The following is a 25,022-nucleotide window of genomic DNA, read 5'->3' on the forward strand; positions in this document are numbered from 1 at the left end:
GTGTTTCAGGGTGTCAATGTGCTGGCGCCGTAGCCGCCGCCCAGGGCGGTCGCCAGTTGGGCGTCAAGGTTGTAGGCGCGCGCCTGCATGTCGGTGTTCAAGATGGCCTGCTTCTGGACTTCGTTCTGGGCCAGAAGGACCTGCACGAAGTTGCCCAGTCCCGATTTGTATCGGTTGACGGCAATCTCGTAGGCTGACGTGATGGCGCGCAGGCTGGCCGCCTGGTCGATGGTCTGTTGCCGCAGCGCCTGGATGGCGGTGGTGGCGTCGGCCACCTCTCTTACCGCCGCCAGCAGGGTCTGGTTGTAGTTGGCAATGGCCAGGTCGCGCTCGGCCTGCCGGGCATCCAGCTGGGCATTGAGCGCGCCGCCATGGAAGATGGGCAGGGTGATAGCCGGCCCGACGCCGTAGGCCTTGCTGCTGCCTTCAAGCAGGTTGGACAGGCCCAGCGACATGAAGCCGGCAAAGGCCGACAGGTTCACGTTGGGATAGAACTCGGCCTTGGCCGCCGAGATGTCGCTGGCGCTGGCCTCGGCGCGCAAGCGGGCGGCCACGATGTCGGGCCGCCGGCCGACCAGGGCCAGGGGAATGCTGGCGGGCACGCCGTCGGGCGCCTGCGCCAGCGTTGCCTGGCCGATCCGCTGGCCGCGTTGCGGGCCCGCGCCGATCAGCGCCGATAATTGATTGCGCAGCAGGTCCGCATTGGTGGCGGCCTGGCTACGCTGCACGCGCGCGGCCGATACGGCCGAGTCGGCTTGATTCACTTCCACCTCGGTGTCCAGGCCTGCCGCAACGCGCTGGCGCGTGATGTCCAGCACGTTTTCAAGCTGCTTGACGATCTGCCCCAGCACCTGGTGTTGGGACAGCGCATTTTGCAGATTGAAGTAACTCTGCGTCACGCCGCTGACCAGGGTGTTGCGCGCCATCTGCGCGTCGGCTGCCGTGGCTTGTTGCCGCGAGACGGCGGACGCGTAATGCGCCCGGTTGCGGCCCCACAAATCCAGGTCGAAGCCGATGTCCAGCCTCAGGCTGTTGTCGGTCTGCATTGACCCGCCGTAAGGAGGCGGGTAGATGTAGTTGTTCGAGAAGCGCTCGCGCGTCAGCGTATAGCCGGCGTCGGCCTGAGGCAGTTGAACGGCGCGGGCGCTGCTGACGGCGGCGTTGGCCAGGTTCAAGCGTGCCTGCGCCGCAGCCAGGCTGGGGCTGCCGGCCAGGGCCTCGCCGATCAGTTGGTCCAGCTGTGGATCTTGATAACGATGCCACCATTGTTCGGCCGGCCAGGCGATGGCGCTGTCTTGCAAGCCCAGTTGCGCGGCGTCCAGCTTGGCCAACGCCGGTTCGCCCGGATTGATGGCCGCGCATCCCGACAGGAGGGCGGCAAGCAGGAGGGGTAAGAGTGATTTCATGCTTCTGATGACGGATGGGAAAAGAAAACAGGGGGCTGTGGGGGTTTGCTTACATTTAGCTGAATATATCTGACTGGTCTGTATCTGCCTAGGCAATTATATAGCGAAATTCTGGGCGCTTTTCAACAGGCGAAGGCGCACGGGGAAGGAACGCTAGGGGAAAGGCGCTAGGATTCGCGGTTTGGACAGGCGGCGTCGATGGCGCTGTTGCCGTTGACAAGCATGCGGTTCAGCAGCTTGATCAGGGTGTGTATTTCAGTCTTGCTGAAGTCTTCCAGGTGGGCGTTAAGGGTGGTGGCGACGGCCGGCAGGATTTGCGCCGCCACTTGGCTTCCGCTTTCCGTCAGCTCGATCCTGACCACCCGGCGATCGTCGGGGCAGCGCTGACGGGTAATGAAGTGCTTGGCTTCAAGCCGGTCCAGGGTGCGTGTCATGGCGCCGGTGTCGACATGGCTGTGGCGCGAGAGTTCGGCGGGTGTGTTGATGCCAAGGTGGTGAATCATGACCAGCGGGCGCCACTGCATGGCCGTCAGGCCCAGCGGGGAAACGTGGTGTTCTATCATGCGGTTCAGCGAGCCCAGCACGTGCTTCAGCAGTATGCCTATGCTGTTGTCGGGGGTGAGTGAATCAGGGCTGGCCGAATAATAGGCCTGTTTGCCACGGGTTGACGCGGTGCTTGATGCGGCGGTGGAACGGACAGGCTTGCTCATGCCGCTATTCTAATCCCAAGTCTCTGCCTAGGCAACTATTTTTACGGCGCATCCTGTCGCGGGCCTCGCGTTTGAGGCAAAATAGCGTCTTGCCCCCCACACTTGTTGCAGCGTTTATGACTTCTCTTTCCAGCGGTACCGATAACACCAGAAACCGGGAGTTCTGGATGGGGTTTCTGTTGGCGGGCCTGGGGGCGGTATTGTTCTCGGCCAAGGCCATTGTGGTCAAGTTCACGTATCGCTATGGTGTCGACGCGGCGACCGTGATCGGCTTTCGGATGATGCTGTCTTTGCCCTTCTTTGCCGCCGTCGGTTTTTATCAGGCGCGCAAGGCCGGGCAGGGCAAACTGCCGGTGCTGACGGGCAAGGAACGCTGCCAACTTATCTTCCTGGGTTTCATCGGCTATTACCTGTCGAGCTTTCTTGACTTCCTGGGATTGCAGTACATTTCCGCAGGACTCGAACGCCTGATCCTTTTTTTGTCGCCCACTTTCGTGTTGCTGATCTCGGCCCTGGCCTTGAAGCGGAAGATAGGCGTGGGTCAGTGGATCGCGCTGGGTTTGTCCTATCTGGGCGTGGTGTTTGTCTTTTTGCAGGACCTGTCGTTCAGCGGCAACGAAGTCATGCTGGGCGCTTTCTTTGTGCTGTGCTCAGCCTTGTCGTATGCGTTCTACCTGATCGGCTCGGGGGAACTGATCAAGCGGGTGGGCGCCACGCGCTTGGTGGCGTATGCGATGTCGGTGTCGGCCATCATCAGCATGGCGCACTTTTTTGGCGTGCATGGGCTGCAGGGCCTGGACCAGGTCAGGCAGGTATACGAGCTGTCCATGATCCATGCCGTGGTCAATACCGTATTGCCGACCTTCATGATCATGTGGTCCGTGGCCCGCATCGGCGCGCCGATGACCGCGCAGCTAGGCCTGCTGGGTCCGGTATCCGTCTTGTTTCTGGCCGCCTGGCTGCTGGGCGAGCCCATTACCGCCATGCAATTGGTCGGCACCGCCTTTACCCTGGCCGGCGCGGTCGTCCTGAGCCGCCGCCGCTAAAAGGCAGGCTGATAGACCCGGTCAACTGGCGCCATTGAGCTTGCCGGGCAGATGGTTCATGAGCTGTTCGATCTCTTCGCGATGCACGTCGTGCGTGACAAAGCCCGATGCATTTTCGGGCATGGCCAGGCGTTGGGGGTCGGCCAGCGTTTGGCGTATGTCCTGCAGGCCGCTGTTCCAGTGGCCGCGCATGGTGGCCAGCCCGAACTGAAAATCCTTATAGTGTTTTTCGTAGGGCTGGTTGCGATAGATAAGATGGATGACGTTGTAGCGTTTGCCGCAGGCCAGGTCCTGCGCCATGCGGCAATACATATTGCTGTCCCGCACGTCGGCGGGAATTTCGTCCAGCAAATGCTGCAGTAAATGGCGCAGGTACTGCGACCAGCGCAGTTGTTCGGTGACCATGCGGGTGCGGCTGGAATAGCGGATGTCTTTGATGCGGTCGGACACTTCGCTCATGTTGGCGGGGGGCTGGCCGCGCGCGCTCCATAAGTCCACCTGAAAGACCAGGGTGTCGCGCAGGGGGCGCGAATCCAGCACCTGGGTCAAGGGCGTATTGGAGACCAGGCCGCCGTCCCAGTAATATTCGCCGTCGATTTCAACGGCGGCGAAAGCGGGGGGCAGGGCGCCCGACGCCATGAAGTGTTCGGCCCGGAGCTTGATCCGGGTATTGTCGAAATACACAAAGTTGCCGGTACGCACGTTGACGGCGCCCACCGACACCTGTTGCGTCTGGGCATTGATTCTGTCGAAGTCGCACAGCCGCTCCAGCGTGTCTTTCAGCGCGCTGGTGTCGTAATAGCTTGCAGTCGCCGGGTCGCCGGGCATTTGGGTGGGGGCGGGCGGGAAACGGGGTTGAAAGAACCCTTTCTGGCCGTTCAGCAAGGCGCTGCCGGCGTGCAGGGCGCTCAGGGTCTGGCGAACGGTATCGTTCAGGTTGAACAATGACTGCTCGAAGAAAGGGTCCAGGCTGATGCCGAAGTTCGGCTGGCAAATGGTTTCCCAGAATTCCCTTAGCCGGGCAAGCCGCGTTTCAGGCGGATTGCCCGCGATGATGGCGGTGTTCAGTGCGCCAATCGAAATCCCCGACAGGGTGCTGGGTTCGATGCCTGCTTCCTGCAGCCCCTGGAACACGCCCGCTTGATAGGCGCCCAAGGCGCCGCCGCCCTGCAAGACCAGTGCGATGGTTTCATAAGGAGGCAGGCCCGGCGTATCGTTGGCGGGCAGATTGGCGTTTTTCAGGGCGGCTTCTTCGGTGCTGGCCTGAGTGGGCAGGCGCCGCGTGCTGCTGCGTTTGCGCGAGGCCTGCGCGGCCTGGCGCTTGACGCGAGGGTTGCTTTCAGCAGGAAAAAGCTCGAGTTGCGGATTCATGCGGTATGCCTATTCACGGTTGCGGCTTGACCACGCCTTCCGCCATCATACTATCGGGCTGGCCCGGCAGGCTGGCGACAAAGGCATCGATCAACGCGCCCCGGTAGCGCGATTTGTGCAAAACCAGCGACAAGCGCCTTTGCAGATTCAGAAAAGGCGTGGGCAGGATTTTCAGCCGTCCGGTGGCGACGGATTCGCTTGCGGCGGCATAGGGCAGGCAGGCGATGCCCAAGCCGGCGATGACCGCCTGCTTAATGGCTTCGACCTGCCCGAGTTCCAGCAGAATCTGGCCCGCCGGCAGGGCATTGAGCGCCTGCTCGGCCTGTACCCGCATGGCCGAGCCGCGTTCGCGCAATATCCATTTGGCATGCTTGAAGTGGCGGGGCTTGAGCTCGGGCTGTTGGGCAAGGGGGTGGGCGGGCGCGGCGCAGACGACCAGCGCGTCGTTTCGCCAGGGGAGCACTTCAAGCTGCGGGTGGTTGACCGGGCCTTCCACGCAGCCGACATCAATGCGGTGCTCCAGCAAGGCCGCGCTGATGGTGTCGGTGTTTTCAACGCTGACCTGCAGCGAGACTTGGGGATGCATGGCAATGAAGGCGCCCAGCAGCTCGCCCACCAGATAGTTGCCGATCGTGTTGCTGGCGCCCACATGCAGCTCGCCCGTCAGCGCCAAGGGTTGCTGACCCGTCTGGCGCAGCATTTCCTGGATCCGTTCGATCACTTCCTGCGCCATGGGCAGGACCTCTTTGCCGCGCTGGCTCAGGCGCAGCCGCCCGCGTTCGCGGTCGAACAGCTGGGCATCTAGCTGCCGTTCCAGTTCAGCCAGCGCCATGCTGACCGCCGGCTGGGTGACGAACAGGCGCTCCGCCGCGGCGCGCACCGTGCCGGTCGACGCGATGGCGACAAAAACTTCGAGTTGTTTAAGGCTGATTCCTATCATCAATAAATTTTATATCATGAATAAATATTAGTTAATTTATTTATACATTGCGCCGCTTTAAAATAGCCTCAGGTTATTAATATATTCAAACAAAGACGCATGGCTTTCTCTTCATCGACTACCAGTGCCCTGCCGGCGACCGCGGCAAAGCGTTCCTCTGAACGGCGCCGCGATGCGTCGCCGCGTTTGCCTTCGCCGCTCTATGGCCTTGCGCTGGCAGTGGTGGTGGGTATTTTCGCCATGATACTGGGGCGCTGGGCGCCGATTATCGGCGGGCCGGTCTTTGGCATTTTGCTGGGCATTGCCATACGCAACACCGTGGGCGTGGGACCCCTGTTCAAGCCGGGCCTGCAATTTGCCTCCAAACAGATATTGCAGTGGTCCATTATTGCGCTGGGCTTCGGCCTGAGCATTCAGCAGGTAGCTCAAACCGGCATGGAATCGCTGTGGGTCACCTTGGTCACCATCGCCGTGGCATTTATTTCCGCGAGCCTCCTGGGTAAATGGCTGGGCATACCGTCGCGGCTGAAAACGCTGATCGGCGTGGGCACGGCGATTTGCGGCGGGTCGGCCATTGCGGCGGTCACGCCCATCATCAAGCCCGAAGAGCATGAAACGGCATTCGCCATTTCCACGATCTTTATTTTCAATATCGTCGCGGTGTTGGCGTTCCCTTTGATGGGGCACTGGCTGAATATGTCGGACGCGGGGTTCGGCATGTGGGCGGGCACCGCCATCAACGACACATCGTCTGTGGTGGCGGCCGGATACAGCTACAGCACCGCGGCGGGCGACTACGCCACCATCGTCAAGCTGACGCGCGCGACCCTGATCATTCCCATTTGCCTGGTCTTTGCCGTGCTGGTCGCCTGGCGCGAGAAAACCCAGGGCAACGCCGGCTTCAATCTATGGCGTGTGTTCCCTTGGTTCATCTTGTGGTTCCTGGTGGCGTCGGCCTTGCGTTCCAGCGGGCTCATTCCCGAACAACTGAATGCAAGCCTGCACCTGCTGGCCCAGTTCCTGATTGTCGTCGCCCTGACGGCCATCGGCCTGTCGTCAGACCTGCGGCGCATGGCGACAGCGGGCTTGCGCCCCATCTTGCTGGGCCTGGGGGTGTGGGTGTCGGTGGCGGGCAGCAGCTTGCTGGTGCAGCGCCTGTTGGGGGCCTGGTAATTCCGGAATAGGCCCCGCAGTGCAGGCGCGAAGACGAGGTCAGGCCAGCCAGGACAAGGGGTGGTGATTCATGGCCACCCCGACGATATACGCAAAAATGGCAACGGCCACCAGGGCTGCGATGCCGCGGGCCTTGGGTGTCTTGCCGCGCTTGATGGCAATGGTGCCCACGCCGATATAAGCAATCAAGGCCACGATCTTGGCCAGTATCCAGGGCTGTTCGGGGCCGATCATGGCCGCCAGGGTGATGCCGGCCAGCAGCAGGACGGTGTCAATCACATGCGGCAGTGTCTTGACCAGCCTAAGCTGAAGCTTGTTCGAACAGGTGACCGACCAGTAGGCGCGTATCACAAAGAAGAGGATGCTCAGCACGGCAGCCGTCATGTGCAGGTGCTTGATGGCAAGATAATTCATAGTGTCGATCGCAATAATTTCAAGGTAAACGGGGGCTATCGTAGCAGGTTAGTCCGGCGGGCTGGCTTGCGCCGGCGTCCAGGCCTGTTCTATAGCTGGTTGAGCGGTATTTTCAGGTAGTGCACGCCATTGTCTTCAGGCTGCGGGTATTTGCCCGCCCGGATATTGACCTGGATGGCGGGCAGGATCAGCACGGGCATGCCCAGCGTCTTGTCGCGTGAGGTACGCATGGCCGTGAAGGCGCTTTCGGTGATGCCGTCGCGAACATGGATATTGCCGGCACGCTGTTGCCCGACCGTACAGCAGTGCTCGGGCTGGCGGGTATCGGGCGGATAATCGTGGCATAGATACAGGCGGGTATCGTCGGCCAGGCTCAGCAGCTTTTGTATGGATTGATACAACTGGCCGGCATCGCCGCCGGGGAAATCGCAACGCGCCGTGCCTACATCGGGCATGAACAAGGTATCGCCAATGAACACGCCCAGGCCCTGGATATGGTAGGCCAGGTCCGCGGGTGTGTGCCCCGGCACATGCATCGCCGTGGCCGTCATGCGTCCGATCTGAAAGCGGTCCTGGTCGCGGAACAGATGGTCGAATTGCGAACCGTAAGGCTTCAGCTCGTCTTTGAGGTTGAAGATGCCCGTGAAAACGTCCTGGACCTGGGCGATGTGCTCGCCGATGCCGATCTTGCCGCCCAACTGGTCGCGGAGGTAGCACGCGGCGGAAAGGTGGTCGGCGTGGGCATGGGTTTCCAGCAGCCATTCCACCTGCAGCTGGTTTTGCCTGATGAAGTCCATGATTTTGTCGGCTGACTGGGTGGTGACGCGGCCGGATTTCGGGTCGTAGTCCAGCACGGAATCGATCACGGCGCATGCCGGATCGCCCGGTTGGTGGACCACGTAGGAAAAAGTGGCGGTCTGGTCATCGAAGAAGGCCTGAACCCGAGGTAATGTCATAGCGGTTCCCTGAACATGTGTGAATGAAGCGGGCTTTGCATACTATGCTTGTGCAGCTTGCCATCGTACAGCGATAATTGACATTCATTACTTATGAACACGAGGTCAACATGCCGTACGTCACCATTTCCGCCACCGAAGGGCTTTCCGCCGAGCAGAAAAAACAATTGCTGGAGCGCAGCAGTGATGCCGTGGTGCAAAGCATCGGGGCGCCGCTGGCCAGTGTGCGCGTGCTGCTGCACGACTTGCCCAATGGCCACTATCTGAATGCAGGCCAGTTCAACACGCCGGGCATCATGTTCGTGGTGGACTTTATCGAGGGGCGCACGGAAGAACAAAGAAATGCGCTGATCGCCGCGCTGAGCAAAGTCGGCCTGGAAACCACCGGCATCCCTGAAAGCGAAGTGCGCGTGCGGCTGCTTGATTTTCCCAAGGCCAATATGGGCATGGCGGGCGGCGTCAGCGCCAAGGCCATGGGGCGCTAGGTATCGGTATGGGTGAAGCGCGATTCCCGCAGGCGCAGGCGCTGGTCGATTTCTGGCTGCAGGCCGGCCCGGCCGCCTGGTTTACCAAGAACCCCGATTTTGATGCGCAGTTCAAGGCGCAATTCATTGACCTGCATCGCGCCGCGGCGCGTGGCGAACTCGACGGCTGGCTGGACGATGCCGTGGGCAGCCTGGCGCTGATCTTGCTGCTGGACCAGTTCCCGCGCAATGCCTTTCGCGATACGCCGGCCATGTTCGAGACCGACGGCCTGGCCCGGCAGTATGCGCGCGCCGCCATTCATGCCGGACATGCCGAGCAGGTCGACCGGCCGCTGGCGCTTTTTTTCTGTGTTCCGTTCATTCATTCGGAAGCGATCGAAGATCAGCGCTATGGCGTCGAGCTCTACCAGGCGTTCAGCCCGGACAACCTTGATTTTGCCGTCGATCATTGCGATATCGTCGCCCGCTTTGGGCGCTTTCCTCATCGCAATGCCATATTGGGCCGCAACAGCACCGCTGAAGAACTGCAGTTCCTGGCGGATGGGGGCTTCTCGGGCTAGCTTCGCTGCGCCGCCGCGCCTATTTCAGCCCTAGTTTCCTGGCCAGCTTGTGCAGGTTGCTGGCGTCCAGTTCCAGCAAGCGAGCGGCCTGGGCCCAATTGTTCTGGGTATGGAGCAGGGCGTGCTGTATGGCCTGCCGTTGGTAGTTGTCGGTTGCGGCGCGCAGCGGCATCACGGCTTGCGGGGCGGCGTGTCCGGCGGCAGAGGCCGCGGCCAGGCTGGACCTGTGGGAAGGCAATCCTGAACCGGGCTCGGCGGCGTACTGCGCATCGGCGGTTTCGGGTGTGCCCCCTGGCGCGGCGCCGGGGCTGTTGCCGGCTTCGGCATCGGACGCCAGCGGGGCCGTGTCGACATCCAGGACATCGGGGTCCAGCGTCAGGATCTGGTCCCGCGAGGCTCCGCGGCTGAGCGTTTTCAGGGCGGCGCGGCTGATGACGTGTTCCAGCTCACGCACGTTGCCCGGCCAGGCGTAGTGCATGAGCGCGCGTTCGGCGGCGTACGACAGCCGCAGGCCGCGCAGGCCAAGGCGTGCCCGGCTGAATTCCAGAAAGTGCCCGGCCAGAATAAGAATGTCGCGGCCACGTTCGCGCAGAGGCGGAATATGGACGGGATAGACCGATAGCCGGTGATACAGGTCTGCGCGGAAGTCTCCCGCCCGCGTGTGCTCTTTCAATTGCCGGTTGGTGGCCGCGATAATGCGTACGTCGGTCTTGATGGCCTGGTCGGCGCCCAAGCGCTGGATTTCACCGTTCTGCAGGGTGCGCAGCAGCTTGGCCTGCACTGATAGCGGCAGCTCGCCGACCTCATCCAGAAACAGCGTCCCGCCTTGCGCGGCCTCGAAGCGGCCGGCGCGATCGCTGCTTGCCCCCGAGAAGGCCCCTTTGACATGGCCGAATAGCTCGCTTTCGGCCAGGGATTCGGGCAGGGCGGCGCAATTGACGTGCACCATGGGCTTTTGGTTCCGGCGCGAGCGGCGATGCAGGCGCCGTGCGAACAGTTCCTTGCCGACACCGGTTTCGCCGGTCAGCAGCACAGGCAGGTCGGAATCGGCGACCACATCCAGTTCGTGCAGCAGTTGCGTGATGGCATCGCTTTCACCCACGATTTCGCTTTCGTCGGCAATCTGCAGGGCGCCGCTCAGCGAGCTGCCCAACTGGCGCAGGCTGCGGTTTTCCCGTTCAAGCGCCGTGACGCGTATGGCGGCTTCCAGCATCAAGGTGTAGCGCTGCAGTTCGGCCAGCGCGGCAGAGTCGAAGGCGCCCACCGCCAAGGCATCCAGTGTGACTGCGCCCCACAGGCGGCCTTCAATATACAGGCTCATGCCCAGGCAGTCGTGGACGGGCAACGGCACGCCCTTCTTGTCGTCCAGCAGCCCGTCGTAGGGGTCGGCCAGCATGCTGCCGGGCTCGAACCAGGTGGGCTCGCGCCGTGAAAGGATGGTGGCAAAGCGCGGATGCTGCGCGACGACAAAACGGCGGCCCAGCGCTTCGTGCGCCAGGCCCGCGGCCGCGACCAGGCGCAGGCTGTCGTCGTCCAGGCTAAGCAGGCCGACCGCATCGCATTCGAAGTGCTCGCGCAGGGTGTGCACCGTGCGCTGCAATCGTACGGCGTTGGGCAAATCCGTGACCAGGTCGGCCAGTATGAGTTGATCCATAGGGTAAAAATAACCCTTAAAGGGTATATATAACCATTTTTAACAAGGTGGATTATACCTTGTTGCATAGCAGGCATTGAAAAATAAGCCAATTAAAACTGGCATGGCTATTGCTTAATGGTCGGCAAGATTAACTTGTACAAGGATAAGCCGATGAACGCTATTGTGCCGGGCCTGTCAGAGCGCGCCGATTGGCAGGCCGCGCCTGTGGCAGACCTGGTTGCCTACATCGTCAAGCGCTTTCACGAACGGCATCGGGTGCAGTTACCCGAGCTGATCCGCTTGTCGCGCAAGGTCGAGCATTTGCACGAGCCCGATCCGGATTGCCCCGTTGGCTTGACGGAGATGCTTGAGGGCCTGCAACAGGCGCTGGAAAGCCACATGTTGAAAGAAGAACAGGTGCTTTTCCCCATGTTCGTACAGGGCATGGGCACGCTGGCGCGCGGTCCCGTTGCGGTCATGCGTTTCGAGCATCAAGAGCAGGACGGGGCCATCAACGACATTCGGCGTCTGACGCACGAATTGAGCCTGCCTGCGGGCGCCTGCAATAGTTGGCGGGCCCTGTATGGCGGCTTGAAGACTTTCATGGAAGATCTGGCGCAGCACATTCATCTGGAAAATGAAGTGCTGTTTTTAAATGCCTCAAATGCAGCAGAAGGAGCTCATCATGGGCGAGTATAAGAAGTTATGGTGGTTATTGTTGGCTGTACTGGCCTTCACATTTGCGATACTGGGATGGAGCGGGGTCGAAGTTTACCGGCAGGTTCCGCCCATTCCCGAGCAGGTCGTCACAACGTCGAACAAAGTATTGATGACCAAAGAACAGATTCTGGATGGCCAGACCGCCTGGCAAAGCACGGGCGGCATGCAGGTCGGCTCGATCTGGGGGCATGGTTCTTACCAGGCCCCTGACTGGTCGTCGGACTGGCTGCACCGCGAATTGCTGGCCTGGCTGGATCTGGCCGCGCTGGAAACCGCCGGCGTGCCGTTCCAGCAGTTGGACAGCGATCGGCAGATGGTGCTGCAAAATCAGCTGAAAACGGAGTATCGCCGCAATACGCTGGACCCTGAAACCGGCATCGTGACGGTGTCCGACCGCCGTGCGCAAGCGATGGCGCAAACGGGTGAGTACTACCAGAAGCTGTACGGCGCCGACCCCGAGCTGCGCAGCACGCGTTCGAACTTCGCCATGAAGGAAGACACGCTGCCCAGCGCGAAGCGCCGCGAAGACCTGACCAAGTTCTACTTCTGGACGGCCTGGGCGGCTTCGACCGAGCGGCCCGGCAGCCAGGTCACCTATACCAACAACTGGCCGCACGAACCCCTGATCGACAACAAGCCGTCGACGGCCAATGTGTTGTGGTCGATTGCCAGCGTGATCTTCCTGATCGCGGGTATTGCCTTCCTGGTCTGGGGATGGGCGTTCACCCACCGCCACGAGCCCGAGCCGGTTGCGCCCAAGGCCGATCCGCTGGGTGTCGGGGCATTGACGCCTTCGCAGCGCGCCCTGGGCAAATATCTGTTCCTGGTGGTGGCGCTGTTCGTCTTCCAGGTATTGTTGGGCGGTTTCACCGCGCACTATACCGTCGAGGGGCAGACCTTCTACGGGATAGACGTATCGCAATGGTTCCCCTATTCATTGACCCGCACCTGGCACTTGCAGACGGCCTTGTTCTGGATTGCCACCGGCTTCCTGGCGGCTGGGCTGTTCCTGGCGCCGATGATCAACGGCGGCAAGGACCCCAAATACCAGAAGCTGGGCGTCGATGTCCTGTTCTGGGCGCTGGTGGTGCTGGTTGTGGGTTCATACATCGGCAACTTCCTGGCCATCAAGCACATCATGCCCGAACATCTGAACTTCTGGCTTGGCCACCAGGGCTACGAGTATCTTGAACTGGGCCGCGTATGGCAGGTCGTGAAATTCCTGGGCCTGGCTTTCTGGCTGCTGCTGATGCTGCGCGGCATGCTGCCCGCCTTCAAGAAAGAGGGCGACAAGAACCTCCTGGCCTTGCTGGGCGCGTCCACTATCGCCATCGGTCTGTTCTACGGCACGGGCCTGTTCTACGGCGAACGCACCCACATCACCATCATGGAGTACTGGCGCTGGTGGGTCGTGCATCTGTGGGTGGAAGGCTTCTTTGAAGTATTCGCCACCACGGCACTGGCTTTCATCTTCTCGAGCATGGGCCTGGTTTCCAAGCGCGGCGCAACCGTCGCCAGCCTGGCTTCCGCATCGCTGTTCATGCTGGGCGGCGTGCCCGGCACCTTGCATCATATGTATTTCTCGGGGACGACCACACCGGTCATGGCCATTGGCGCAAGCTTCAGCGCGCTGGAAGTGGTGCCGCTGATCGTGCTGGGCTACGAAGCGTGGGAAAACTGGCGTCTTAAAGAGCGTGCTCCGTGGATGGAAGCCGTTCGCTGGCCCCTGATGTGCTTTGTGGCGGTGGCGTTCTGGAATATGCTGGGCGCTGGCGTGTTCGGCTTCATGGTCAATCCCCCGATCTCGCTGTACTACATCCAGGGCCTGAACACGACGCCCGTTCATGCGCACGCAGCCTTGTTCGGTGTCTACGGCTTCCTGGCCATTGGCTTTACGCTGCTGGTGCTGCGCTATATTGTGCCGGGCTTCAGCTTCAACGAGAAAGTCATGCGCACGGGTTTCTGGGGCTTGAACGCCGGCCTGGTGCTCATGATTGCCACCAGCCTGCTGCCTATCGGCCTCATCCAGTTCTATGCCAGCGTATCCGAAGGCATGTGGTATGCCCGCAGCGAGGAATTCATGCAGCAGCCGCTGCTGCAAACCTTGCGCTGGGTGCGTACCTTCGGCGACGTGGTGTTCATCGTGGGCGCCCTGGCCATTTTCTGGCAAGTCGTGCTGGGTGTGTTCCGCCCAAAAAGCTACGCCGGGCAGAAGATCGCTTATGGCGCGGCGGCGGGCGCCGAGTAAAGCGCGAGTGCTGAGCGCATAGGCGCTTAAGCAAAAGCAAGGGTCGCCGGTGGCGGCCCTTTTTTCTTGGCGGCATGATGCGGGCCGGCAGGCGCCGCGCCGTGTGGATGGCTGGCTAGCCCAGGTGGGATTCCGAGGGCTGTTTTTCTTCGGCGGGCATGGCCGCCAGGCCGTGGATGATGCCGCAATCTTCAATGGCCTGGGCGCTGGCGCACTGCCTGCGCAGGTCTTTGAGCTGATCGCGCAGGCGCTCGAGCTCGGCCAGCCGGATATCCACATGGCCGATATGTTCGTCCAGCAGGGCATTCACGGGCGCGCAGTCGCCTTGCCGGTGGTCGACAAAGGCCAGCAGCGTGCGTATTTCGTCGTGGGTCATATCCAGTGTTCGGCAGTTGCGTATGAAGCGCAGACGCTCGACATGCGCGTTCTGATACTGGCGGTAATTGCCGTCGCTGCGCCTGGGCGCCGGCAGCAGTCCTTCTTTCTCGTAGAAGCGTATGGTTTCGGTCGTGCAGCGGGCGACTTTGGCCAGTTCACCTATTTTCATGGCGGTTCCTTAGCGGGGTTGACCTTGTAGTTACTTTAAGGTGTTTACTACGTTTATGCAAACAAGCAAGTCATGGAGAAAGCGCATGTCGGCACATCACACGCATCATCACGAGACGGGTCACACGCACCCTCATTCCCAGGCGAGTTCGCCTTTGGCGGTGGCGTGCTGCGCCGATCACGACGCCGGCGCGCCCAAACGCGCTCAACGCTGGTGGCCCCTGGCCGCCGCGGGCGTTGCGGCGGTGCTGGCCGAAGCCCTGGGGTGGTTGGGGCATGGCGGCTGGCCGGCGATGGGGCTGGCGGTGCTGGCCATCGCGCTAAGCGGCATCGGCACCTATAAGAAGGGGCTGGCCGCCATCGCCCGCGGCGACCTGAACATCAATGCGCTGATGAGCATTGCGGTCACTGGCGCGTTTGCGTTGGGGCAGTGGCCCGAAGCGGCCATGGTGATGGTCTTGTTTTCTGTTGCCGAACACCTTGAAGAGCGTTCGCTGGACCGCGCGCGCCACGCCATCGAACGGCTGCTGCAAGTGGCGCCCGACACGGTGCTGGCGCAGAACAGCGATGGGCAGTGGGTCAGCCAGGCTGCGTCTTCCGTGGCGACAGGGACCTTGTTGCGTGTGCGTCCGGGCGAGCGCATTGGCCTGGACGGGGAAGTGGTGGCCGGCGTTTCAACCGTGAATCAGGCTCCCATTACCGGGGAAAGCATGCCAGTGCCCAAGCAGCCGGGCGATCCGGTGTATGCGGGGACCATCAACGGCATGGCCGAGCTCGACTATCGTGTCCAGGCTGCTTTCGATCACACGCTGCTGGCCCGCATTGTTCAGGCGGTGCAACAGGCGCAGGGCAGCAAGGCGCCCACGCAGCGTTTCGTGGATCGTTTCGCCCGGATCTATACCCCTGTTGTCTGCCTGCTGGCGCTGGCGGTGGCGGTACTGCCGCCCTTGCTGTGGCAGGGCGACTGGGCCGGCTGGCTGTATAAAGCCCTGGTGCTGCTGGTGATCGCTTGCCCTTGCGCATTGGTTATTTCGACACCGGTGGCCATTGTGAGCGGCTTGGCCGCCGCCGCCCGCCACGGCATATTGGTCAAGGGCGGCGCCTATCTCGAGCAAGGGCGCAAGCTGGCCTGGCTGGCGCTGGACAAGACCGGCACCTTGACCCGGGGCGAGCCCCAGTTGGTCGATACGATCGTCCTGGACCCGGGCGTCGACCTGGCGCAATGCCAGCGTTTGGCCGCTGCGCTGGCCAGCCGGTCCGACCATCCGGTTTCCCAAGCCATCGCCCGCAGCCGCGCTTTGCCGTCCGGCGCCGCTGAGCAGAAATCGGAATCCCTGCCTTTGCCGCAGACGGTGCAGCGCTTCGAGGCGGTGCCGGGCGGGGGCGTGCGCGGCGAATTGGCCGGTGTGCCCTATCTGCTGGGCAGCGAATCCTGGGTGGGCGGGCAAGTGCTGCGCGACGCGCAAGCCGTCGAGCGCCTGGCCGAACGTACGGCGCCGCTGCACGCCCAGGGGTATACGGTTACGGCGCTGGCCGGCCCCGACCGGGTGCTGGCGCTGTTTGCCGTCGCCGATACGGTCAAGCCGTCCAGCCGGGAAGCGATCGCCCAATTGCATGCCTTGAACGTCCAGACGGCCATGGTGTCGGGCGATCATGCTGCCGTGGCGCAGGGCATCGCCGCCCAAGTGGGCATCGACGCCGTGCATGCGGGCTTGCTGCCTGAAGACAAGTTGAAGCTGGTCAGGCAGTACGGAAGCAGCGGGGGCGTGGGCATGGTGGGGGACGGCATGAATGATGCGCCGGCCCTGGCCGAGGCGGACATAGGTTTTGCCATGGGAACGATGGGGACCGATACCGCCATCGAAACGGCGGATGTGGCCCTGATGGATGACGACCTGCGCAAGATACCGCGCTTTATTCGCCTGTCGCATTCGACCCATGCCATTCTGGTGCAGAACATCAGCCTGGCGCTGGGCATAAAGCTGGTTTTCCTGGCCTTGACGGTAATGGGCCTGGGCACGATGTGGATGGCGGTGTTCGCCGACGTCGGGGCAAGCTTGCTGGTGCTGGCCAATAGCTTGAGGCTGCTGCGCAAGTAGCATTTAGTTTACATCGTATTATAATGGAAGCCGCATTGAATGTGGCTTTCTCTTAGGGTGTGGCTCTTGTTGTTTAGGGCCTTTCAGTATTAACAGGTCCTGACATGTTTGTTCTTCTCGACGCGAAACGCGCGGGTGTACTGGGGCGCCAGCACTGGCTTTCCAATATTGTCGCGGGTGTGATTGTTGGCATTGTCGCCTTGCCTCTGGCCATGGCCTTTGCCATCGCCTCGGGCGTCAAGCCCGAACAAGGCCTGTATACGGCCATCGTGGCGGGCATTGCGGTGTCCTTGTTTGGCGGCAGCAGGGTCCAGGTCGCCGGGCCCACCGGCGCGTTCATTGTCATTCTGGCCGGCATCGTTGCGCAGCACGGGGTCGATGGCCTGCAAATTGCCACCCTGATGGCCGGGGTCATCTTGCTGCTGTTTGGCGTGGCCCGAATGGGCGCCGTCATCAAGTTCATCCCGGCGCCTGTCATTGTCGGGTTCACGGCGGGCATAGGCGTCATCATCTGGGTAGGCCAATGGAAAGACTTCTTTGGCCTGCCCGCCGTCAGCGGCGGCCATTTCCACGAAAAACTCTGGTCGTTGCTGCATGTGCTGCCGCAGTTCGACTGGGCGACCACGCTGCTGGCCCTGGTCTCTTTGCTGCTGGTGATTTTCACGCCCCGCATTCCCCGGCTGGCCCGCGTGCCCGGGCCCTTGGCGGCCCTGATCGTGGCAACGGCCATACAGGCGCTGTTCAATTTTGAAAGTGTAGCCACCATAGGCAGCACCTTTGGTGAGATCCCACGCGGCCTGCCCAGCTTCCAGTGGCCCGACATCACACTGACCCGGATGGTGGAGCTGATTGGCCCGGCCTTTGCGATTGCCATGCTGGGCGCTATTGAGTCCTTGCTGTCGGCCGTCGTGGCCGACAGCATGATGGGCACCCGCCACAACTCCAACCAGGAACTGGTGGGGCAAGGCCTGGCCAATATTCTGGCGCCCTTGTTTGGCGGGATTGCCGCAACCGGCGCCATTGCGCGTACCGCCACCAATATCCGCAATGGCGGCAACAGTCCCATCGCAGGCGTGGTGCACGCCCTGACGCTGGTGCTGGTCCTGCTGTTCCTGGCGCCGCTGGCGGCCAGCATTCCCCTGGCCACACTGGCCGCAATATTGTTTATGGTCGCCTGGAACATGAGCGATCTGCGCCACGTTGTCCGCATGATCAAGCGGGCGCCCCGTGCCGATGTCGTCATCCTGCTGGTTACCTTCTGCCTGACGGTGTTTGCGGATCTGGTGGTGGCGGTCAATATCGGGGTGGTGCTGGCCATGCTGCATTTCATGCGCCGGATGGCCGAAAGCGTGGTGGTGCGTCAGCAGGACAACGGCATTCTGCAAAGGGAACTCGCACACGAGGGTATCGCCGAGCTGCCGCCGGGCGTGCTGGTCTACGCGGTTGAAGGGCCGTTCTTTTTTGCGGCGGTCGACACCTTTCAAAAAGCGCTGGCCGATACGCATACCGACCCCAAGGTGGTGCTGATTCGCCTGGGCCATGTACCGTTCATGGACGCCACGGGCTTGCAGGCGCTTGAAGAGGTGGTGTTCAATCTGCAGCGCAGGGGAATACAGGTGATGTTGGCGGAAGCCAATGACCGTGTTTACGCAAAGCTGCGGAAAATGGGCCTGATCGACAAGCTGGGCACCCAGAATGTGACCCGCAGCCTGGCCGAGGCCCTGGCCCGGCTGTAAGGGGGAAGGGCCGCGCGTGGGTCCGGCTTATGGCTTGCCTTTGACTTTCGGGTTGGCAACGGTGCTGGTCTTGCCGTAGGTGACGCCGTGCTCGGTCAGGTAGTCGCGGATCAGTTGGCGCACGACTTGCGAGGGGGTGATGTCTTGGCTGGCGCAAAGGCGTTCGAAGGCCTTCTTCTTGTTGGGGTCGATGAGCACCGTCAGGCGTGCTGTCTTGCTTTCCATGGCGTGTGAACGTAGTGTATGTTAACCGGATTATAATGTAATACGCGTGCTGGCTGGGGTTGTCTTCTTTGGTTTTGCGGGTTACTGCTCTGGCATCTTCTTTAAGCCAGGCGCTGCGCAGGCCGGGGCCAGGCGCCGCGCCGATCGCTGCGGCCACGGCTTTGCCGTGGCTTCCCGCGTCACGGACCTGATGCCGGGGTCGGACGCGAACTCGCAAAAAGCGATCCCCCGGATCCCTTTTTTGCTCAGACATGCGCGTCCTCTTGCGCCCCCGTCCTCAGGCCCGTAACGCGGCTTGCTCAACCGGCGCTCTACCTGGCCCCAGCCTGCGCAGCGCCTTCATAACGTGGCAGGGCTTTGACGAATAAGACATCGGTCAAGTGCCCGCAGAAGCCACGCGGTTGACTCACGAATCCCGACCTTTGCCACTGTACTCAGGTCGCCGAAGTGCCTCCGTCGCGCTCCGCACCGAATGGACGGTAACGCGCGCCCGCATCTAAGCGTCGATGGTTAAGCTTGATGCGTGAATACGCCATGTCCTGAAAAGACCCGGGCGGCAGATGCTGTGCAGGCGCCTCGCGCACGCCGGCTCAGGCGCTGAAATCGCTGATGCAAGGGGGCGGCTGCTTGAGCCCGGCGAATGTCGGGCCACTGGCCCGACCGGGCGAGTTCCGCACCCGCAGCGATTTCAGTGTCTGAGCCGGGTAGCCCTGGCTACGCCAGGGCCGTAGCGCGCGAAGCCGGAACAGTACCTGCCGCCCGGGTCTTGCTTAAGAACGGAACGAAAGAACACACAAAAAGCACTAACCGCAGCAAAAACGCGCACTCCTACGCGCCCCCCGCCTTGCTAAGGCTGTCCGCCCCATTGACCTGGCGAGCCAGCGCGTCGCCCAAGGCGGATAGCCAATCGGCCCCCGCCAGCCCGGGGTTGTTCTGCAGTGTGTGCAGCGACGCGATGCGGTCGGCGGCGTAGCGCTTGTCGTTGCCGATGGCTTGTTCAAAACGGTTGGCCTGGGCGCTCAGCGCCTGTACATCCACATGGGCCAGTATCAGGGCATGGACCAGGACGATTTGCTGGTCGTTGTGTGAGCTTGCGGCAGGGTGGCGCCGCCATACCTGGGCCGTGCCGGCAATCTTTCTGGCGCCCGCGCCCCGGCCGACCGCCAGGTTATAGCGGCCATCGCAAAACGAGCCTTCGACCGCCTGGGGATGCGATGCCACGCCATACGCTTGCAGCGCCTGGCTGATGATGCGGCATATCAGCAGATAGGCGGCGTCGGAATGGTCCAGCGGCTTGCCCTGCACGGTATAGGCCAGGCTCAGGTTGATCACGCCGGGCCCCTGCGGGACGATGCCGCCGCCCGATTGGCGCACGGTCACCGGCCATCCGGCCTGTTCGAACTGTGCGCAGGCGTCGGAAAAGGCGGAGAAGCGGCGATAGCTGCGGGGTACGACCAGGCCTTGTTCCGCCTCCCATAGGCAGGCGCTAGGGCCTTGCTGCGCCGCCAGGGCAATGAGTGATTCGTCAAAACAGGCGTGTTGCGGCTCGTTTCGGGCAAAAGACAGCAGCTTGAACGACATGGGGTGTCAGGTCAGATGCGTGCCAGGGCGAACTCTTCGTCGCTCATGAACATATAGCGGACAGCGTCGATCAGCGCCAGTACGATGACCAGCGGGGCAAACAGGTAGAAGATGATCAGGTAGAAAATGCCCCAGCCGATTTGGCCAAGATAAAAACGGTGGGCGCCGAGCCAGCCCAGGAAGATGGCCAGCACAATGGCGATCTTGCGGTGATTGGTGGGTTTTTCCAGTTCGCTGCTTTTTGTCTTGATGATCCACAGGCTGATGGGCACGGTCAGCGCCAGGGCGATCACGACCTTGGTGGCGTGCGTGCTGACATAGTCGCGGGCGGCGTAGTAGATATCCGAAAAGTTGTGGAACACCAGGCCGGTCAGGTGCGAGAGCCAGGCGAAGGCATCATAGGCGATGGTTTCGCCGAACGTCAGGGCGACCAGAATGATAATGAATATGGCGATAGCCAGAATAATCTTTTGCAGCATAGTGTTGTCCGGGTCCCCGGCGTGAATGATTCAGTCCCTGCCTAGTGTAATAAGATTCCTTGTATCAAGGGGCAAGGAATGCTAGCGGGAGTGTCCAAGCCGCCATAGTGATGTGCGCTCGGCGCTGCGCGCCTGGTGCAGCGGGTCGCCGGCGTCTGCGGCCTTGGCGTGCGTGGGCGTGGTGTCATGCCGGGCGATGACGCGCAGCCCGGCGGCAGCGATGGCGTCGGCCAGGAATCCGGGGTCGCGCAGGCCCAGGTGCTCAGCCAGATCGGACATGATCAGCCAGCCCTCGCCATCGGCGTGCAGGTGGGCGGGCAAGCCATGCAGATACCCCAGCAGCATGCGATTGCCCGGGTCGTAGATGGCGTGCTCGATGGCGGTGGTCGGACGGGCGGGCAGCCAGGGCGGATTGCATACAATCAGGCGGCTGATTCCGGCCGGAAACAAATCGGCCTGTTCAAACTCGACGGCGGCGCCAAACCCCAGGCGGTCGATGTTGTCGCGGGCGCAGGCCAAGGCGCGGGTGTCAAGGTCGGTGGCGATGATTTTGCGCACGCCGCGCTGTGCCAGCACGGCTGCTAGTACGCCGCTGCCGGTACCGATATCGAAGGCCAGGTCGGTGGCGGGCAGTGGGGCCTGGGCGACCAGGTCGATGTATTCGCCGCGATTGGGCGAGAACACGCCGTAAGGCACATGAATCCTGCCGGGCAGGCTGGCGATGGCGATTCCTTTTTTCTGCCATTCGTAAGCCCCGATGATGCCCAGCAGGGCGCGCAGGGGCAGCAGGAAAGGCGCTTCGACTTCGCCCAGGGCGGCCCGGCAGGCGTCCTGCACCTGGGGGGCGCGGCGCAACCCAATATGCGCGTTGGCGTCCAGTGCGATAAGCAGGCGGTTCAGCAAGGCGCTGCGCTGGGATTGCTGAAGACGATGGCGATTGAATAGGTCCAGCGGCGTCGCGGCAGGGGCCTGGGCGGGCCGGCGGCCTTTCTTCAAGGGCTTTTTGTCTATGCGGCGGGCCAAGGCTTGCAACAGTTGCCGTGCGTTCTGGAAATCGCCGCGCCACAGCAGCGATGTGCCTTGGCTGATCAGTCGATACGCGGCGTCTGCGCTCAGGGTATCGTCAGCCGTAACGATGCGCGCAGGCGCAGGGCCTTGGGTGTCGGACAGCCATAGGGCTGTATGGGCCGCATTGTCTTCGTTCCAGGCGGCAAGTCGGGATGCTGGAACGGTTGTGGCTGCTGGCATGAATAAGGCCCTGAAGAAGGGTTTGCAAGGGTAGGTTGATTGTAGGCGAATAAGGGCCTGTTGGTTTTTTGGTAAAAAGCTATTTAAAAGTATCTTTTTACATAAAAAGATCATTTTAATAATCTTTTTATGTTGGCAAACGCTGTGTTATAAGCTACTATTAAATTGCTTTTTGATAGTAAAGAGTATTTAAATGATCAATTCTATTGCCGCTGAACTGGAAACCGTCCGCAAGGCCTCGCGGCTGACGCAGGAGCAACTGGCTGTCAAGGCCGGCCTGAACCGCATGACGGTACAGCGCCTTGAAAGCGGCGCGCTTGATCCTCGCTTGTCGACCGTGCTTGAAATGGCGCGCGCCATGGGCATGGAACTGTTGTTGGTGCCGCAGTCGCTGCGGCACGAAGTCCATGGATTCATCCGCTCCGGCGGGCGTACTTTGGCCCAGCCCGCGGGGGCCGATGCGCCCGCTTCCGTGGTCGACGTATTGGCTTCGCAACAGGGCGGCACGCGCAAGCCATGAGCACATTCATTAAATACCTGCGCATGTATTTGCATCGGCCTTCGGGGGGGCGGCGCCCCATCGGCTATCTATCGCAGTACGGCGACATTCTTCGGGTTTCTTTCGATAGCGACTACATCAATGATCCCGGGCGGCCGACGCTGTCCTTAAGCTATCTGGGCGCCAACGAAGCCTCCACCCGGGAAATCCTGATGTCGGCGCGCGATGCCAGGCTGGTGCGCAGCGACGGCCGCCTGCCGGTCTTCTTTCAGAACCTGCTGCCCGAAGGCCATAATCGGGAGCGCCTGGCGCAAGAGCGCGCGTGCTCCCCCGATGATGAATTCGAGCTGTTGGCTGCGGCGGGCCACGATTTGATGGGCGCCCTGGAGGTCGAACCCGTGCCGGCCGAGCAAGGCGTCCCCGACGTCGTCAGGCATTGGCATACCGCCTTGGGCCTGGATGTCCTGGAGCCCGGTTTTGTCGAATCGCCTGTCGAGGACGCCGCGTCGCTGCCCGGCGTGGTCACCAAGTTTTCGGCCGTGCAGGAAGGGCGCCGCTATGTCGTCAAGCGCCGGGGCCAGGCCGGGTCGTTCATCCTGAAACTGCCTTCGCTGCGCCATCCCGATCTGGTGGCGAACGAGTTCACCTGCTATCGGCTTTGCGGCGCCCTGGGGCTTGATTGCGCCGATGCCTCGATTATTTCACGTGCCGATGCCGATTTGCCCGAGCAGCTTCCGTTCGAGCAGATTCTGGCGGTCGCCCGGTTCGATCGCGGGCCCGGGGGGCAGCGCATCCATATGGAAGAGTTCGCGCAGGCACTGCAGTACGAGCCGCGGCACAAATACGGCAAAAGCATGGTGGTGGACTATGCCGCCATGCTGCGCGTGCTGGATCAGTTGTCTGCGCGTCCCGCGCAAGACCTGCAGGCCTTTGTCGAGCGGTTGGTGGCCTTCATCCTCATGGGCAACACCGATGCGCATCTGAAAAACTGGGCGCTCATCTATCCGGACGGCATCACCCCCCAACTGGCGCCCATCTATGATCCCGTCTGCGTGACGGCATTGTTCGCCAGCGTGGCGGATACCGACTACGGGGTGAACCGGGCTATTGACAAGACGGTGCGCGGCTTTGCCTGGAGCGACCTCAAGGCATTGCTCGGCAATGCGCGATTATTGCGGCCTGGACGTTACCTGACGCTGGCGCGGCAAATGGTCAAACGGGCACAGGCCGATTGGCCTGCCTTGCTGAAAGACGCGCCGCCGTCCGTGCAGGCTGCCGTGCTGGAACGGCTCAATGGCGGCGTGGCATTGACCGCAAGCGAGGCGGAATGATATCGGGTGGCTTGACATTGCCGGCGCAAGGCAAGCAAAGCCGACAAAGTACACGCTTGATCTGGAAATGGAATTATTCAGCGCAGGTTTGGCGTACGGCGTGATCCCAGCGTTCCATCAGGGCTTGCGCGTCCGCTTGCGGCAGTTGCGGCACGAAGGTGCGTTCGACCTGCCAAAGGGCCGATAGCTCTTCGGTGTCCCGGTACACTCCGCTGGTCAGGCCGGCCAGGTACGCCGCCCCTAGCGCGGTGGTTTCTATCATGGTGGGCCTGACAACGGGGATGCCCAGCAGATCGGCCTGGAACTGCATCAATAAATCGTTCACGCAGGCGCCGCCATCGACGCGCAGTTCGGTCAAGGGGGCCGAGCCGGCCGCCACGGCATCGCGGCTCATGGCCTGCAGCAGCGCAGCGCTTTGATAGGCAATGCTGTCAAGCGCGGCCCGCGCGATGTGCGCCATGGTGCTGCCGCGCGTCAGGCCGGTAATCGTGCCCCGGGCTTCGGGCTTCCAGTAGGGTGCGCCAAGCCCGGTAAACGCCGGTACCACCATGACGCCGCCCGAATCGGGAACGCTTTGGGCCAAGGCTTCGATCTCGCTGCTTTTCTTCACGGCATTCAGGCCGTCGCGCAGCCATTGCACCACCGCGCCCGCCACGAACACGCTGCCTTCCATGGCGTACTGCGGCTGCGTGCCGGTTTGCGCGGCGCTGGTGGTCACCAGGCCATTTTGCGAAATCTGGAAGGTCGTGCCGGTATGCATCAGCATGAAGCATCCGGTTCCGTAGGTATTCTTGGCCATGCCCTCGGTGAAGCAGGCCTGGCCGAACAGCGCGCTTTGCTGGTCGCCCGCCACACCGCAAATCGGGATGGCGTGACCGAGCAGGCTGGCTTGCGCCGCGCCGAACTCGGCGCCTGACGGCAAGACCTGAGGCATCAGGGCGGGCGGGATGTCCAGCATTTGCATCAGCTCGGCGTCCCACGCATTGTCGTGCACGTTGAACAGCATGGTGCGCGACGCATTGCTGACGTCGGTCACATGCCTGTCGCCCTGGGTCAGTTGCCAGATCAGCCAGCTGTCTATCGTGCCGAATGCCAGTTCGCCCTTGTTGGCCAGCTTGCGCGCCTCGGGGACGTGATCCAGTATCCATTTGAGCTTGGTGGCCGAGAAATAGGCGTCGACCCGCAAGCCGGTTTTCTCGAGGATGACGCGGTCGAAGCCTTGCTCGCGCAATTGAGCGCAGGTCGGTTCGGCGCGCCGGTCCTGCCAGACAATGGCGTTATAAAGGGGGGCGCCGGTTTTCCTGTTCCAGACCACCGTGGTTTCGCGCTGGTTGGTGATCCCGATGGCATGGATGTCCCGGGCGGTCAGGCCGGCCTTGGCGATGGCCTGCTGCGCCGTCGTCAACTGCGTTTGCCAGATTTCCATGGGGTCGTGCTCGACCTGGCCGGGCTCGGGATAGATCTGCGTCAGCTCTTCTTGGGCCAGCGCCACGATATTTCCCTGCTGATCGAAAACGATGCTGCGTGTGCTGGAGGTGCCCTGGTCGAGTGCAAGTAGATAGGTCATGACGGTTCTGGAGAATGGCTGAAGTGAAGTGTACGGGCATCCAGGC

At 62.0% G+C, this 25,022-nt stretch carries 23 protein-coding genes; 10 read left to right on the forward strand and 13 right to left on the reverse strand.

Annotation, left to right across the window (positions count from 1 at the left end; genetic code table 11):
- Positions 1-5: 5 nt before the first annotated feature.
- Both RE432_RS11535 and RE432_RS11540 read right to left on the reverse strand, forming a co-directional pair.
- Positions 6-1,406, reverse strand: a complete 1,401-nt coding sequence (locus RE432_RS11535; protein WP_310933555.1) for an efflux transporter outer membrane subunit — start codon at positions 1,404-1,406, stop codon at positions 6-8.
- A 167-nt stretch (positions 1,407-1,573) separates the two neighbouring features.
- A complete protein-coding gene (locus RE432_RS11540; protein ID WP_310933556.1) occupies positions 1,574-2,116 on the reverse strand; it encodes a MarR family transcriptional regulator in 543 nt (180 codons plus the stop codon).
- Between the two features lie 116 nt (positions 2,117-2,232).
- Between RE432_RS11540 and RE432_RS11545 the strand changes: the two genes are divergently transcribed.
- Positions 2,233-3,162 carry a DMT family transporter gene (locus tag RE432_RS11545; protein ID WP_310933557.1) on the forward strand — a complete coding sequence of 310 codons (930 nt, stop codon included), beginning with the start codon at positions 2,233-2,235 and terminating at the stop codon, positions 3,160-3,162.
- Positions 3,163-3,183: 21 nt separating this feature from the next.
- On the opposite strand, the gene RE432_RS11550 is transcribed toward RE432_RS11545, so the two are convergent.
- Positions 3,184-4,437, reverse strand: coding sequence for a DUF3734 domain-containing protein (locus tag RE432_RS11550; RefSeq protein ID WP_409079870.1), 1,254 nt, complete (start codon positions 4,435-4,437; stop codon positions 3,184-3,186).
- A gap of 109 nt (positions 4,438-4,546) precedes the next feature.
- Positions 4,547-5,473, reverse strand: coding sequence for a LysR substrate-binding domain-containing protein (locus RE432_RS11555; protein WP_310933559.1), 927 nt, complete (start codon positions 5,471-5,473; stop codon positions 4,547-4,549).
- A gap of 99 nt (positions 5,474-5,572) precedes the next feature.
- Here RE432_RS11555 and RE432_RS11560 point away from each other — a divergent pair, with 99 nt between their 5' ends.
- Positions 5,573-6,646: a YeiH family protein gene (locus tag RE432_RS11560; protein WP_310933560.1), complete on the forward strand. Its 1,074-nt coding sequence runs from the start codon at positions 5,573-5,575 to the stop codon at positions 6,644-6,646.
- Positions 6,647-6,685: 39 nt separating this feature from the next.
- Here the strand turns inward: RE432_RS11560 and RE432_RS11565 are convergent, their stop codons facing one another.
- Positions 6,686-7,060, reverse strand: a complete 375-nt coding sequence (locus tag RE432_RS11565; protein ID WP_310933561.1) for a SirB2 family protein — start codon at positions 7,058-7,060, stop codon at positions 6,686-6,688.
- An 89-nt stretch (positions 7,061-7,149) separates the two neighbouring features.
- Positions 7,150-8,016, reverse strand: coding sequence for an MBL fold metallo-hydrolase (locus tag RE432_RS11570; RefSeq protein WP_310933562.1), 867 nt, complete (start codon positions 8,014-8,016; stop codon positions 7,150-7,152).
- Positions 8,017-8,093: 77 nt separating this feature from the next.
- On the opposite strand from RE432_RS11570, the gene RE432_RS11575 reads away from it, so the two are divergent.
- Both RE432_RS11575 and RE432_RS11580 read left to right on the forward strand, forming a co-directional pair.
- Positions 8,094-8,501 carry a tautomerase family protein gene (locus tag RE432_RS11575; RefSeq protein ID WP_310933563.1) on the forward strand — a complete coding sequence of 136 codons (408 nt, stop codon included), beginning with the start codon at positions 8,094-8,096 and terminating at the stop codon, positions 8,499-8,501.
- 8 nt (positions 8,502-8,509) lie between these two features.
- Complete coding sequence (locus RE432_RS11580; RefSeq protein ID WP_310933564.1) at positions 8,510-9,061, forward strand: DUF924 family protein; 552 nt, start codon at positions 8,510-8,512, stop codon at positions 9,059-9,061.
- 19 nt (positions 9,062-9,080) lie between these two features.
- On the opposite strand, the gene norR is transcribed toward RE432_RS11580, so the two are convergent.
- Positions 9,081-10,715 (reverse strand): nitric oxide reductase transcriptional regulator NorR, encoded by a 1,635-nt coding sequence (gene norR / locus RE432_RS11585; protein ID WP_310933565.1) that lies wholly within the window; start codon positions 10,713-10,715, stop codon positions 9,081-9,083.
- A gap of 153 nt (positions 10,716-10,868) precedes the next feature.
- Between norR and RE432_RS11590 the strand changes: the two genes are divergently transcribed.
- Positions 10,869-11,396: a hemerythrin domain-containing protein gene (locus tag RE432_RS11590; protein WP_310933566.1), complete on the forward strand. Its 528-nt coding sequence runs from the start codon at positions 10,869-10,871 to the stop codon at positions 11,394-11,396.
- Entirely contained in the window at positions 11,383-13,665 is a 2,283-nt protein-coding gene (locus tag RE432_RS11595; protein ID WP_310933567.1) for a nitric-oxide reductase large subunit, read from the forward strand. Before RE432_RS11590 ends, RE432_RS11595 begins: the two co-directional genes overlap by 14 nt.
- Positions 13,666-13,780: 115 nt before the next feature.
- Here the strand turns inward: RE432_RS11595 and cadR are convergent, their stop codons facing one another.
- On the reverse strand, positions 13,781-14,212 hold the full coding sequence (gene cadR, locus RE432_RS11600; protein ID WP_310933568.1) for a Cd(II)/Pb(II)-responsive transcriptional regulator: 432 nt from the start codon (positions 14,210-14,212) through the stop codon (positions 13,781-13,783).
- Between the two features lie 85 nt (positions 14,213-14,297).
- Between cadR and RE432_RS11605 the strand changes: the two genes are divergently transcribed.
- Together RE432_RS11605 and RE432_RS11610 are read left to right on the forward strand one after the other, a co-directional pair.
- Entirely contained in the window at positions 14,298-16,310 is a 2,013-nt protein-coding gene (locus tag RE432_RS11605) for a heavy metal translocating P-type ATPase (RefSeq protein WP_310933569.1), read from the forward strand.
- A gap of 104 nt (positions 16,311-16,414) precedes the next feature.
- Complete coding sequence (locus tag RE432_RS11610; protein ID WP_310933570.1) at positions 16,415-18,046, forward strand: sulfate permease; 1,632 nt, start codon at positions 16,415-16,417, stop codon at positions 18,044-18,046.
- A gap of 27 nt (positions 18,047-18,073) precedes the next feature.
- Here RE432_RS11610 and RE432_RS11615 read toward each other — a convergent pair whose 3' ends face one another.
- The 4 genes from RE432_RS11615 to RE432_RS11630 all read right to left on the reverse strand — a co-directional run bounded on the left by RE432_RS11615 (position 18,074) and on the right by RE432_RS11630 (position 21,579).
- Positions 18,074-18,271, reverse strand: a complete 198-nt coding sequence (locus tag RE432_RS11615; protein WP_310933571.1) for a ribbon-helix-helix protein, CopG family — start codon at positions 18,269-18,271, stop codon at positions 18,074-18,076.
- Positions 18,272-19,099: 828 nt separating this feature from the next.
- The gene (locus RE432_RS11620) at positions 19,100-19,852 is read right to left on the reverse strand and encodes a lipoyl protein ligase domain-containing protein (RefSeq protein WP_310933572.1); all 753 of its coding nucleotides are present in this window, start codon (positions 19,850-19,852) and stop codon (positions 19,100-19,102) included.
- An 11-nt stretch (positions 19,853-19,863) separates the two neighbouring features.
- Positions 19,864-20,331 carry a TM2 domain-containing protein gene (locus RE432_RS11625; RefSeq protein ID WP_310933573.1) on the reverse strand — a complete coding sequence of 156 codons (468 nt, stop codon included), beginning with the start codon at positions 20,329-20,331 and terminating at the stop codon, positions 19,864-19,866.
- Positions 20,332-20,412: 81 nt separating this feature from the next.
- Positions 20,413-21,579: a class I SAM-dependent methyltransferase gene (locus RE432_RS11630; protein WP_310933574.1), complete on the reverse strand. Its 1,167-nt coding sequence runs from the start codon at positions 21,577-21,579 to the stop codon at positions 20,413-20,415.
- A 193-nt stretch (positions 21,580-21,772) separates the two neighbouring features.
- Between RE432_RS11630 and RE432_RS11635 the strand changes: the two genes are divergently transcribed.
- Positions 21,773-22,099: a helix-turn-helix transcriptional regulator gene (locus RE432_RS11635; protein ID WP_310933575.1), complete on the forward strand. Its 327-nt coding sequence runs from the start codon at positions 21,773-21,775 to the stop codon at positions 22,097-22,099.
- Positions 22,096-23,409 carry a HipA domain-containing protein gene (locus tag RE432_RS11640; RefSeq protein WP_310933576.1) on the forward strand — a complete coding sequence of 438 codons (1,314 nt, stop codon included), beginning with the start codon at positions 22,096-22,098 and terminating at the stop codon, positions 23,407-23,409. The genes RE432_RS11635 and RE432_RS11640 overlap by 4 nt, the downstream gene beginning before the upstream one ends.
- A gap of 73 nt (positions 23,410-23,482) precedes the next feature.
- Here RE432_RS11640 and glpK read toward each other — a convergent pair whose 3' ends face one another.
- Positions 23,483-24,976 (reverse strand): glycerol kinase GlpK, encoded by a 1,494-nt coding sequence (glpK, locus tag RE432_RS11645; protein ID WP_310933577.1) that lies wholly within the window; start codon positions 24,974-24,976, stop codon positions 23,483-23,485.
- Positions 24,977-25,022: the final 46 nt, after the last annotated feature.

It is taken from the genome of Pusillimonas sp. SM2304, assembly GCF_031628915.1.
Taxonomy (GTDB): Bacteria; Pseudomonadota; Gammaproteobacteria; order Burkholderiales; family Burkholderiaceae_B; genus Pusillimonas_C.